Raw genomic sequence first — 12,697 nt, forward strand, 5'->3', positions numbered from 1 at the left:
TTCTATTTTTTTATTCTCAATTCTCAACTTTCAATTTACTAAGTCTGCTTTCAATCATGCTTTCAATATCGTCATTCCCTTGATAATTCTGTTGCAGACTTAGCAGATATTGGCGTGCGTCCAGATCTTTACCCGTAGCATGATAGACGTCGGATAGAAGGATAAAACTGCGCGCTAGCCAATAAGCATGTGGCGTACTCTGTTCTATATAGTTGAGTAACTCTTTCTCTGCAGCGGCATATTCTTTTGCGTCGTAGAGGGATTGTGCAACCTGATATTTAGCTTCGGCACCGTAAGAGTTACGTGTGTCTTTGGCCAGTTCACGATAGTCTTCCATTGCTTTCTTGTCAGCCTTTTGCTTGGTATAGGCTTTAGCACGGTAATAAAGAGCTTCATTTCTTAGCTCCGGACTAAGTTTGGCCTCTGCAAGCAAGTCGGTAGCTGCATGGATGGTTTCTATATCATCTCGTAATAGGAAGGCGCAACGCAGAATACCCGTTTCAGCAAGTTGGCGGCGCTCTACGTTGGTTGCTTTTTCTTTCAGCATTTTGTAGCTAGCCAATGCTTCAGCCATATTTTGCTGGTTGAATTGCACTTCAGCACGCAAGATCAGTGCTTCTTCTGCAAACGGATTGTTTGGATATTCCAACAACTTACCGGAATGGAGAAGAATCATATCATAATTCTTCTGCTCGTTTCCGATCAGGCAGAGATAATAATGTGCGTTCAGGCTGAAGGCTCCTTCCGGGAAAGTTTGCAGGTATTTGTTGAGGCTTGTTTTGGCTTCTTCCATTCTGCCTCGTGCATAAATCTTTTCTGCGGCGGCATACGTAAGCGAGTCTTGTTCGTTAGCATCGAAACGGATGTGTCCCGGCATGGCATTTGCTAAAGCAGCAAATTCGTCGATGCGGTTGAGATCCACATAAATAGATTTCAAATCACGCATGGCAAGGCGGGCTTCTTCACTGCCCGGATATTTTTCGATAACCTGTTTGTAGGCTTCGATTGCTTGGTTGTAATCTCCTTTTTGGTAATATAATAATCCGATTTCGGCGGCAGCTTTCCTGCTGACCGGACTTTCAGGATATTTAGTAAGCAATTCTTTGAAAGAAGTAATGGCTTGATTGTTGTTGTCCATCAAAACATAGGAACGCCCTTTCTCGTAAATAGCGTTTACGGCATAAGGAGAAGCAGGGTACTTTCCTACCAGACGGTTCAGCAAGGTAATCTTACCGGTATAGTCTTTCTGCAGACCGGATACAAGAGCCAGCTGATAGAAAGAATAGTCTCCGGAAGAAGTATTCATCTGTTCGGCTTGCGAATAATACTGTTTGGCTTCTTCGAAGTTACGTACATGCAGGTGGCAGTCACCAATACGATTGTATGCATCGGCAAGTGCGGTTGCATTTTCACCTTTCTCCAGTTGAATGTATTTTTGGAAGTAATTGTTTGCTTGCGTATAGTCTTTCCGGTGGAAAGCGATATACCCTAAGTTATAATTGGCAAGCGCATACATTTCGTTATTGGGTTGGGTGGTGAGTTGCAGATAAGCATTAAAATCACGCGCGGCTTCTACCATTCGGTTTAGACGGTAATAGGATTCTCCGCACCAATAGTAAGCGTCTGCCTTGGTCTGACGATTGTATTGTCCGATGGCAATGGATTGGTTCAGATATTTCAGAGCTTGTTCGAAGTCGGCGTTAGCGAAAGATTGAGTTCCTAATTGGAACAGTATCTTCTGTTTGGCTTCCAATATTTGTGCGCTTGGTTTGGCAATCCGGTCGATTGATTTCAAAGCTGCATCGTAGCTACGTGTATTCATGTAAACTTCTACCAGGTAGCTGCTGACTTTTTCAGCGTATGGAGAAGTCGGAAATTCATTCAGGAATTTCTCAAAGGCAGTAACTGATTCACCGAAAGCGGAGAAAGAAGTCTCGTGCAGGCAAAGAGCGTAATTGTAAGCTGCCTGTTCCTTGATTTGCATATTAGCATTGGAGGCGGCTGCCTGTTCAAAAGCCATGCGTGCTTTGTTTTTCTCTGCTAGTTGCAGATAAGAGAGTCCCATGTGGAGATATGCATTTTGGGTAAGGGCATCGTTGTCAGTTGTTACCTTACCTAATGTTTCGGCTGCTTTGGAGTATACTTTTGTTTGGTAGTAGGAGAGTCCTAGCATATAAAGGGCATCCCGCCGGGGAGCTGAGCGATCCTTATTCAAGTAATTGTTGAATGCTTCTACGGCTTGGTGATATTGTCCGAAATGGTAATAGGCATCTCCCAGAATACGGTACATTTCTGCTGCGTGCTCGTTATTCGGGTAGGCTGACAGGTAGTTTTGTGCTACAATTTGTGCCTTATCATAGTTTTTGAGCTGCGTATAAATTTCGGCTATATAATAAGGGACGAGTGCTTTGTATTTTGAGTCGTCCTGTAAGGGGAGGAAGCCTTTCAACGCTTCAGTATAACGTTTTTGTGTATAGCGGATGTAGGAAAGATAGTAATCACAATCTTTGGCGTATTTGGGGCTGTTGGCACGCAAAGTTTCAAACCAGATGGCTGCTTCTCGTAGATTATCGGTTTTCAGATAACAGGTAGCCAGTTGGTAGGTGCAGTCGTCCCGTTCTTCATTACCTAACAAATCGAGGTCGGCAGAGTTGAAGAGTGCCAGTGCTTCATCATATTTTTCTTCGTAGAAATAGCAGGAGGCTAACAGCGCATAAATGCGGTTAGCGTATGGAGTATCAGGATAACGGTCGAGATATTTGCGGAGGAGTTCGATGCGGTTTTTGTCTTTCAGTTCGTAAGCCGAACTGACTAGCATATACTCTGCGTCCTGAAGAAGGCTGGCTGCAGGCTTTTGTTTTACAAATGCTTTCAATGCCGGCAGAGCAGCTGCATAATTCTTTTCCTGGAAAAGTTCTTTCCCTTCTTTATAAAGGTTGTCAGTCGAAGTGAACTTATCACCTGTCTGGGCAAATCCTATAATGGGCGTGCAGCAGATGGCGGCACAAATGAGTCTAGTAATTTCTTTTTTCATAATCGGGTGTTTATGCAAAAGTACTACATATCTTTCAATGAGAATCCTTTGAAAGTTATTTTATAATCATTTAATTCTTTATGTAAAGTTTCTCCTTTCTTTTCCAATGCCGGGATACTTATTTTTCTCGGATTTCTTTTTACTTCTCCGATAAGTGCTGTTTTGTTAAACCGGTTGAGGGCGATCAGGTCTATTTCATTTTCTCCGTTTTTGTCCCAATAGTTACCTACGTCGGTAACTTCCTCTTCTTCAGCGATAAGTTCACGGAAATATTTTTCTAACAGTAGGCCGCTGTATTGTTCATAGTTCTTTTCTACATATTCTATCAGTAAATGGTTTTTCCCCATTTCTAGTACTGCGTTGTTTGAGAAAATAAAGCGAAACCAGAATCGTAGAAAATTGTCTTGCAGGCAATAACGGGTAGCACGACTATTAGGTTTAGCGAACATCGGTTTCACTTTTTTGATTAATGAATATTCATCCTCAAGGTTGGCTAAATAGGAACCGGTGTTTTTATTGATGATGGAATCAATCTCTCGTTGTGTTGTTTTTCCTTCTGCAATGAGAGATAGGATAGAAAAATAATTGGCATAGTCTTTCCCGAACTCGGAAATCAACATGTCTTTGCCTTCTGTCAGAAATGGTGAGCCTTCGGAAAGCGCATAATTTATCATGGCAGTTTTATTAAATGCTTTCGCTTCCATCAATAGGGTGATGTATTTGGCTACTCCACCTGTCAGCAAATACAAGCAAAGCAAATCTTCCGATGTGAATTGAGGGGCATGGTCTGCTAGAATCTCTTTGATAACGGTGGTGGTGAATGGATGCAGGGCAATTCGGGCGGTAAGGCGTCCGTATAATGGCTCCTTGCGGTCTTCGAATATTCTTTTCATCATTGAATAAACGGAACCGCATACAATGAAATTGATTTTGGAAGTCGCGTGATATTGGTCCCAAATACGTTGTATGTCACTGACGATAGACGGATTGATATAGAGAAATTCTTGAAATTCGTCAATGATTAATGTGAAATTTTCCTTTTGGGAATGTTGCATCAGCAGTTCAAAGAGCTGTGCGAACTCTCTGATTTCTCCATAGATACGAATGCCAAGCGTTTCCTGAATGACAGGTTGATATTGTGCGCAAAGCAGGACTTCACTCTTTCTTGCTACAAATATATATACGAATCGGGTGTCTTTGACAGACTCTAAGAGTAGAGCTGTTTTTCCGATTCGTCGGCGTCCGGTCATTACAGTAAAGCAAGCGCTCGTTTGTGATTGCTTTTTAGCTGCATACAGTATCGCCATTTCTTTCTTTCGGTCGTAGAACTTCATATTATTGCTATCTTAATGGCGGTTAATTTAATGACCATTAAATTAATGGTGGTTACAAAGATAACACAATATGTTGTATTTTGTTCATTTATAGTAATATAATATGATTGTTTAAGATTATGTGATAAATTACTTTGATCTATTTGGTTGAAATGAACTTCTATTTTACAAATACATCAATTGGCTACTGAAAAATGGCCCATCTTTTTTTTATCTGATGTTTTGGAGGAATATCTTAAAAATGGGACATAACTATAGATGAAATACTCTCAATCTATCAGGCTGATGAGATTATCTTAGCGGCATTGAGCTAGAAACAAGCTAAGTCCGCGACGGATAGAATCCAACCCAAAATCTTCCGGATGAATCTCGGAGAGAGGTAGGAAGAAAGAATCTGCTACATCATCCATGGCGGAGAAATGGCTCATGTCTTCTACAGTGCAGAGGAAAAACATATCGAGAGTATGTACAGGGAAACCTGAATAAACATAAATATTGGGAAGTGTGAACTGGTAAACGGCTTTTTTAACTTTCAGCCCTGTTTCTTCCAGTACTTCGCGAGCAACACCTTCTTCGCCTGTTTCATTCATATCGATGAATCCGCCGGGAAGATCGAGAGTCCCTTTGGCTGGCTCTTTGGCACGTTTGCAGACAAGCAGTTCATTTTTCTCATTCAAGATGAGTGCTACTGTGGCGGCAGAAGGATTGAAATAATAGACAAAGCCGCAATCTGCACATTTTTTAGATTTCTCGTTGTTAATCTCAAAATGAGAGGAACCACATTCAGGGCAATATAAGAATTGGGCAAGAGGATGTTCCATGATCGTATATCTTTTCCAGATTTTTGTTTATGCTTGCAAAGGTATAAAATGCTTTTATTAATTTCATCTATCACCGCATAGAAATATTCGATTGGGCTTTTTTTGCAAAGGCGGGGTTTCTGCCTTTATCTTTGCATCAGAAACAAAAAACAAAACGTTGTTTCTGATGTTATAAGTCAAATCAATTAATAACAATAAAAGCAATAAAGATTATGGAACCAATTTTAAATTCTCAACTTCCTGAATTCAGCGTTCAGGCTTTTCACAACGGAGCTTTCAAGACTGTAACCAACAATGACCTGAAAGGTAAATGGGCGATTCTTTTCTTCTATCCTGCTGACTTTACTTTCGTATGTCCTACTGAATTGGTGGATATGGCTGAAAAGTACGATCAGTTCAAGGCGATGGGTGTAGAGATCTATTCGGTAAGTACTGACTCTCATTTCGTGCACAAAGCTTGGCATGATGCTTCTGAAAGTATTCGCAAGATTCAATATCCGATGTTGGCAGACCCGACTGGCGCTTTGAGCCGTGCACTGGGTGTATATATCGAAGAAGAGGGTATGGCTTATCGCGGTACATTCGTTGTCAATCCGGAAGGAAAGATTAAAGTGGTGGAACTGAATGATAACAATATTGGCCGTGATGCAAGTGAATTGCTTCGTAAAGTGGAAGCTGCACAGTTTGTAGCCAGCCATGACGGAGAAGTTTGCCCGGCTAAATGGAAGAAGGGTGAGTCTACCCTGAAACCAAGTATTGACCTGGTAGGTAAGATTTGATAGATCTTGATAATGGTGATGACGAAAGGCCGGTAACGGGAAACGCTGCCGGCCTTTTTTAAGCAGTGGAGAGAGAGTACAAGTAATGAAGAGAAAAAAGAGAGAGAAAAGAATAAGCGAGAGAAGAAACAATAAAGGAGAAAAAGTATGTTAGAATCTGCATTAAAAGAACAACTGAAGGGTATCTTTGCCGGACTGGAGGCAAATTTCGCTTTTGATATATCCGTATCGTCCAGTCATGAGAATCGTGCTGAACTGCTGGAACTTTTGGGAGATGTGGCAGACTGTTCCGATCATATCACTTATTCGGTGAATGAAGGAAACGGGCTGAAATTTACTTTATTAAAGAATGGTAACGCCACAGGAATTACTTTCCGCGGTATTCCGAACGGACACGAATTTACTTCTTTGCTGCTTGCTATCCTCAATCTGGATGGTAAAGGGAAGAACTTTCCCGATGAGGCTGTTTGTAACCGTGTGAAAGCACTGAAAGGTCCTATACACTTAGTTACTTACGTCTCACTGACTTGCACGAATTGTCCTGACGTGGTACAGGCTCTCAATGCAATGACAACGCTGAATCCTGCCATTACTCACGAAATGGTAGACGGCGCACTTTATCAGGATGAAGTAGATGCATTGAAGATACAGGGAGTACCTTCTGTATTTGCCGATGGAAAGCTGCTTCATGTAGGTCGTGGCGAATTCAGTGAGCTGCTCGCCAAGCTGGAGGAACAATATGGTATTGACGATACCAAAGCGATGAATGAGGTGAAAGAGTATGATGTGATTGTAGCTGGTGGAGGTCCTGCTGGAGTATCGTCCGCTATTTATTCAGCTCGTAAGGGGCTGCGTGTGGCTATTGTAGCCGAACGCATCGGAGGGCAAGTAAAGGAAACTGTCGGCATTGAGAATCTGATTTCTGTCCCAGAAACCACGGGAAATGAACTTGCTAATAATTTGAAAACTCATTTACTGCGTTATCCGGTAGATTTATTGGAACATCGTAAAATAGAGAAAGTAGAAGTACTTGGAAAGCAAAAGATAGTAACTACCTCTGTTGGCGAGAGATTCCTGGCTCCGGCACTGATTATTGCAACTGGTGCAAGCTGGCGTAAACTGAATGTTCCGGGAGAAGCCGAATATATAGGTCGTGGTATTGCTTTCTGCCCTCATTGTGATGGGCCGTTTTATAAGGGAAAGCATGTAGCAGTAGTAGGTGGAGGAAACTCCGGCATTGAGGCAGCCATTGACTTGGCTGGTATCTGCTCCAAAGTCACTGTTTTTGAATTTATGGATGAGTTGAAAGCGGACAGTGTACTTCAAGAGCGACTTAAATCATTGCCGAATGTGGAAGTGTTTGTAAGTTCACAGACTACGGAAGTGATAGGAAATGGTGATAAACTGACTGCCCTGCGCATCAAAGACCGCAAAACGGAAGAAGAACGTTTGGTTGAGTTGGATGGTGTATTTGTACAAATCGGGCTTTCTGCGAATAGCAGTGTATTCCGCGACATAGTGGAAACCAACCGTCCGGGCGAAATCATGATTGATGCACATTGCCGTACGAATGTGACGGGTATCTATGCAGCCGGAGATGTTTCTACGGTTCCTTATAAGCAAATCATTATCTCTATGGGCGAAGGAGCGAAAGCTGCACTTTCTGCATTCGATGACCGAGTGAGGGGGATTATCTGATTGACATATTCAGATATAAAAAGCACATAAACATAACATTAGCAAGAGGAGGAATGACTCCTCTAAAAAATACCCTCGTTACAGATTTGTAGCGAGGGCTATTTGATATTTAGTCATGATATGTATATCTGACGAAATCAAACAATCCGGAATTTTCCTGCTGTGCCGGTTGGTCTCCAATAAATTTAAGATTCTCTACACTGCAAAAAATATGGAATGCAATGTCTTTCCCAAATTCCAGTTGAAGTTCATGTTTGGGCTCGTTGTCTATTAACCAGGTGATGTAATAGTTCCCGTTTTTTAATGTCAGATCAATTTCGAACAGATGCCATCCGGTCTTGATTACTACAGGAACGGAAGAAAAAGGATATGCCTGCGATGTCATATAAGCAATCATTTCGTCCGGAGCTGCATTTAACTCCTTGCGAACTGTATCTTTACCATATCCGACTTCAAAATCCAATTCATGTTGGTCGTCATGGTATATCCACGAACCCACGCTACATTGATCTCCTATTCCCATTTGCGGGATATGAGTACGCCAGGTATATCTTCCTGTTGTATAAATCCGTTCTACAGTATGAACCTTTTTCCGATCCACCGAGTTAGCCCGGGTAAAGATCCGTAAGTAACCATTCTCTAATATGCATTGATTATCCGGGTTGTTATCCTGATGTCCGTATTTCCATCCATCCAGATTGTTGAAATTCCATTCTTTGTTTGGCGGATTTTTAGTACTGATGTCATTGGTCTGTTGCTGTGCAAAGCAAAGGCCGCAAATGCATATTAGTAACAGAGTTAAATAGTAGTTTCTCATAATAATTGAATTTAAGTGTATTCGTTTTCTATCAATTGCTTGCTGCAAAAGTAGTCGAATGCTTTATTCTACTCATCAGATTTTAGTCATTTCAAATCATGAAACGTCCAAATCTGCACTGGAAATCCTAATCGCTCTGTTCCGGGGAGTATAATTTCTATATAAATGATAAACTAAAGTGCTGAATCTACTCTGATTGTTGTTGGGTGGAACCATGTTGTGCTCTGAATTGAGAAGGAGTCATTCCTTTCATTTCTTTAAATAACGTACTGAAATATCGTTGATAAGTGAAACCTACCTGCTCTGATATTTCAGTAATGCTCATGCCAGACTGAGTTAAAAGAATGATTGCTTTGTCGATTCTTCTACGATTGATATAATCGTTTGCTCCCATGCCGGTCAGTTCCTTGACCTTATTATATAAGGATGTCCGGCTCATAGCCATTTGAGCAGTCAGGAATTTCACATCCAAATCTGGTTGAGACAGATTCTGATCGATCATTTCATTCAATTTAATCATAAATTGTTCATCCGCATTGCTGAAAGTGGCCTCTTGCGGAGACAGAATGAATTGATTGCCCCTGTATCTGGATTTAATATATTCACGATTTCTCATCTGGTTCTGGATCACGCTAAGGAGCATTTCCATTTCAAATGGTTTGGGCAAATAGGCATCGGCTCCTAATTTGTACCCTAACATCTGGCTTTCAGAATCGGCTCTGGCGGTAAGTAGAATAACAGGGATATGGCTAATATTCAGATTCTCTTTAATTTCCTTGCATAGCTGATAGCCATTCATTTGTGGCATCATTACATCACTTACTATAATGTCCGGTTGCTGTTGCTTAATAACTTCCAGCGCTACCAATCCATTTTCTGCTTGATAGATCTTCTTGAACTTATCCTTAAGAGCATTTTTTAAGAATTCTCTTAAGTCCTGTTTATCTTCTACAATCAACAGTGAATATCCTTGTAGAGAGAAAGAACCGGATTCTATTTTCTCTTCTTCTTCCGGAGAACTTAAAAGTTCGTTGAGGTAGGAATGTTGAGGACATGATACTTCTTGTTCTTGTAGATTAGCCGGTATTTCATAAAAGAATGTGGCCCCTCTGTCTTTATTATTGAAAGCGCCCATCCTACCTCCATGTAAGTCAATCAACATTTTAGCATAAGATAAACCGATACCACTTCCTCCCTCATTATGTTTGCCTTGGTAGAAACGGGTAAAGAGCTTCTTTATATCTACATTATCCAATCCGATTCCCTGGTCTTGTACGTGTACTTGTATACTTTCATTTGTACGGATGGTTTTTATAACAATACGAGTCTGATTAGGACTATATTTCAAAGCATTCATAATCAGATTGGAAAGAACAACTTTGCATTTAGTGTCATCATACGCGATAGATTGTATACTGTCGTCAAAGTCGTATGTAATTTCAATTTCTTTGGCCTTCGATGCAGTTTGAAATGTTTCTGCCACTTCCTGTATCCACTTGTGTAAAGGATGCGAAGAGATGTGTAGCACTTCCTGTCCTACCTCCATTTTGCGTGCATCAAGCACAATGTTGATAATATCTTTCATCTGATTCGCCTGTTTGAATGCCCCCTGTAGATATTCCGGTAGCTCGTCTTGCTTCACCTCTTTATTTAGAATTCGTTTCAGGGAAGCATAGATGAGTGTCAAAGGGGTGCGTAGTTCATGGCTGATATTGATTAAGAAGCGTATTTTCTCTTCATATATCTTCTTCTCATGTTCCCGCATCTCACGTTTCAGCCGATTTTCTTTTTTTCTTATCAAACTAAAGAAGACCACTCCTGCCACTAAAAATGCAAAGAAAATGCATAGTATAATAAACCAGATAGATTTCCACCAAGGAGGTGAGACTATAATAGTTAAGATCTCTATCGGCTGGCTCCATTCACCGTTGGAGGTGTCGCAGGATACGCTGATGGTATATTCTCCTGATGCTAATGTACCCAATTCGAGTGTCTGGAGATAACTCTCGATCACCATTTTGTCTTTTCCTGTGATGACATACCGGAAAAGGTGTTTTCGGAAGGAGTTCTTTTCGTCAGCAATCACTTTAATGTTGAACGATGAATGATTCCAAGGAATCGAAATACAGTTATTATTAACCTGTTTCAGAGTTGATTTACCATTCAGTTTTACTTCAAGTAGCTTGAGAATAGGAGACGAATTACTTTCGAAAATAATATCCGTATTAATGCGTACCAGTCCCATAGTACCTCCCATATACAGATTGGGAGTACGAAGAGCAGGAATAGGGGTAAATATCAATTCGTTGGAAGGAACTCCATCGGATTCGTCCAGGATAACAAAACGTTTTTCGTTGATAATATACGCAAAGAACATGTTCTGCGCTCCTATCCAGACTTTTCCTTTTTTATCATAGGCAAGGCTGGATACACTGTTGAACAAGTTGGTATGTATTTTTTCTGTTTTTCCAGTCTGTTTATTATAGAAGAGCAGTCCGAAATTACTTCCTATCCAGAAGTTACCTTTATCATCCCGGCAGGCCGATGTGAAATCATCTCCCTCTTTCATATTGACCAATGAGGACAGTTCGTTAGTTTTGAAGTTTAGTTTAAACAGGTTATTGGTTCCCATTAGATACAGATGCGTATCGTCGGAATAAATTGCCTGCATAGCTATTTGGCGTTGAATGTCTATTTGGGGTGCGTAGAGAATAGATGTTTGCCGGGTATGCTTGTTGTAGATATAGACTTTTGCTCCTAATATGTAAATATTATCTTTTGTAGCATATAGATTTACCAAATCACCGGATGAAAATTCTCTTTTCGAAATAGAGTCATTGATAATGGGAAAAGGTTGCATCTGTGCGGTTCTCTTATTGAAGGTAAAGACCCCTTTATTAAAACATGATAATAAGAGCTCATTTTCAGAAAAATCTGTGATAGAGGTAACTTTCTCCCCGTATGTAGTAGGGTAATGATGAAATGTATTCGTTTTTTGGTCAAATGAGTTGATACCTCCTCCGTCTGTTCCAATCCAAAGCAATGTATCCTTATCTTCAAAGATGCTAACCACGGTACGTTCGCTAATTCCATTGAGATTGTTCAGTGGAACATCTTTATAGGTTTTGATGAACACTTTCTTAATGGCGAATAATCCTCCGTGTATACTGCCTATCCATATATTGTCCATCTGATCTTTATACAGCCGGTAGATAGAGTTATTCGGCAAGGATTGTTCATCATCGGAAATATGTTTAAGATGAGAGAACTTCATAGTCTGGAAGTCAAGTATGTTGATACCTCCTCCGTCAGTAGCTATCCAAAGTTGGTTGTCTTTTTCAAGAAAATCAAAAATGATATCGTTGTTGAGCCCGGAATTTTTGGTGGATAAACTGAAAAGCCTTTTCCCCTCTTTCGAGTAGCAGGCTATTCCTTTGCCATAGAATGATACCCAAAGCCGGTTTTGAGAGTCAACAAATATGGTGTTTATCTCGCGCTCTTTTACAAATGGACATCGATACATTTTCTTTTTTGTCAAGTCGTACATCCAAAGCCCGTCTTTTTTACTGCTGGTTATCAGCACATCGGGACTCCACTGAAAAATGCGATTGATACATTTTAACTTGTCTCCATCGATGTCGGGGAAGATCGTCGTAATACTTTTATCCGTCAGATTGTATTGGTATAAAGTTTCTTCTCCTCCAAACAGGAAATTGTCACCTATTTGAAGATAAGACCAAGCGTTAAATGGCTTCCCGTTATATTTCAATGGCTGAAATTGATTTTCTGCTTTATTGTAGATGGCAATTCCTTTATTGGTAGAAACGTATAAATCGCCTAAACGATCCTCTGTAATAAAACGAATGAAATTGTCGGGCAATGAGTTGGGCTGCTCCCGGTCATGAAAATAACTTTTCAGTTCAGATTGGTCATAACTATTTAATCCCCATTTGGTACCTATCCATATGACTCCTTGATGATCTCTGTAAATGCACTGCACTCTTGATTGTGACAATCCCTGTTCCAAAGAAATTTGTCTGAAGTAGTAGTCTTGTTGTTCAGCCTTGGTAGAAAGAACAAAGAATAATATCCAGATTAGAAAAGAATACCTCTTTAGTACGTGTGCTTTTGACATAGTTATGTTCTTTTGATAGAGCAAATATAAAAGAAGTTATGAAACTGTACAATAGATTTCATCTTCTTTTGTCCACAAA

7 protein-coding genes are annotated in these 12,697 nt (G+C 40.5%); 2 read left to right on the top strand and 5 right to left on the bottom strand.

All coding sequences use genetic code 11. The features are described from left to right. Nucleotides 1-16: 16 nt before the first annotated feature. From AB5217_RS17270 to AB5217_RS17280, 3 genes are all read right to left on the bottom strand, one after another. Nucleotides 17-3,034, bottom strand: coding sequence for a tetratricopeptide repeat protein (locus AB5217_RS17270; RefSeq protein ID WP_368112821.1), 3,018 nt, complete (start codon nucleotides 3,032-3,034; stop codon nucleotides 17-19). 23 nt (nucleotides 3,035-3,057) lie between these two features. Beyond that, on the bottom strand, nucleotides 3,058-4,368 hold the full coding sequence (locus AB5217_RS17275) for an ATP-binding protein (protein WP_368112822.1): 1,311 nt from the start codon (nucleotides 4,366-4,368) through the stop codon (nucleotides 3,058-3,060). A gap of 296 nt (nucleotides 4,369-4,664) precedes the next feature. After that, on the bottom strand, nucleotides 4,665-5,189 hold the full coding sequence (locus AB5217_RS17280; RefSeq protein ID WP_120144694.1) for an NUDIX hydrolase: 525 nt from the start codon (nucleotides 5,187-5,189) through the stop codon (nucleotides 4,665-4,667). Nucleotides 5,190-5,401: 212 nt separating this feature from the next. On the opposite strand from AB5217_RS17280, the gene ahpC reads away from it, so the two are divergent. Together ahpC and ahpF are read left to right on the top strand one after the other, a co-directional pair. After that, nucleotides 5,402-5,968, top strand: coding sequence for an alkyl hydroperoxide reductase subunit C (gene ahpC, locus AB5217_RS17285; RefSeq protein WP_004307892.1), 567 nt, complete (start codon nucleotides 5,402-5,404; stop codon nucleotides 5,966-5,968). A 147-nt stretch (nucleotides 5,969-6,115) separates the two neighbouring features. Further along, the gene (gene ahpF, locus AB5217_RS17290) at nucleotides 6,116-7,666 is read left to right on the top strand and encodes an alkyl hydroperoxide reductase subunit F (protein ID WP_368112824.1); all 1,551 of its coding nucleotides are present in this window, start codon (nucleotides 6,116-6,118) and stop codon (nucleotides 7,664-7,666) included. A 109-nt stretch (nucleotides 7,667-7,775) separates the two neighbouring features. Here the strand turns inward: ahpF and AB5217_RS17295 are convergent, their stop codons facing one another. Both AB5217_RS17295 and AB5217_RS17300 read right to left on the bottom strand, forming a co-directional pair. Beyond that, nucleotides 7,776-8,483 (bottom strand): hypothetical protein, encoded by a 708-nt coding sequence (locus AB5217_RS17295; RefSeq protein WP_004302474.1) that lies wholly within the window; start codon nucleotides 8,481-8,483, stop codon nucleotides 7,776-7,778. A 187-nt stretch (nucleotides 8,484-8,670) separates the two neighbouring features. Beyond that, complete coding sequence (locus AB5217_RS17300; protein WP_368117373.1) at nucleotides 8,671-12,618, bottom strand: two-component regulator propeller domain-containing protein; 3,948 nt, start codon at nucleotides 12,616-12,618, stop codon at nucleotides 8,671-8,673. Nucleotides 12,619-12,697: the final 79 nt, after the last annotated feature.

The organism is Bacteroides sp. MSSM.1001136sp1_RTP21357st2_D2_RTP21359_211015 (assembly GCF_040913205.1).
Taxonomy (GTDB): Bacteria; Bacteroidota; Bacteroidia; order Bacteroidales; family Bacteroidaceae; genus Bacteroides; species Bacteroides ovatus.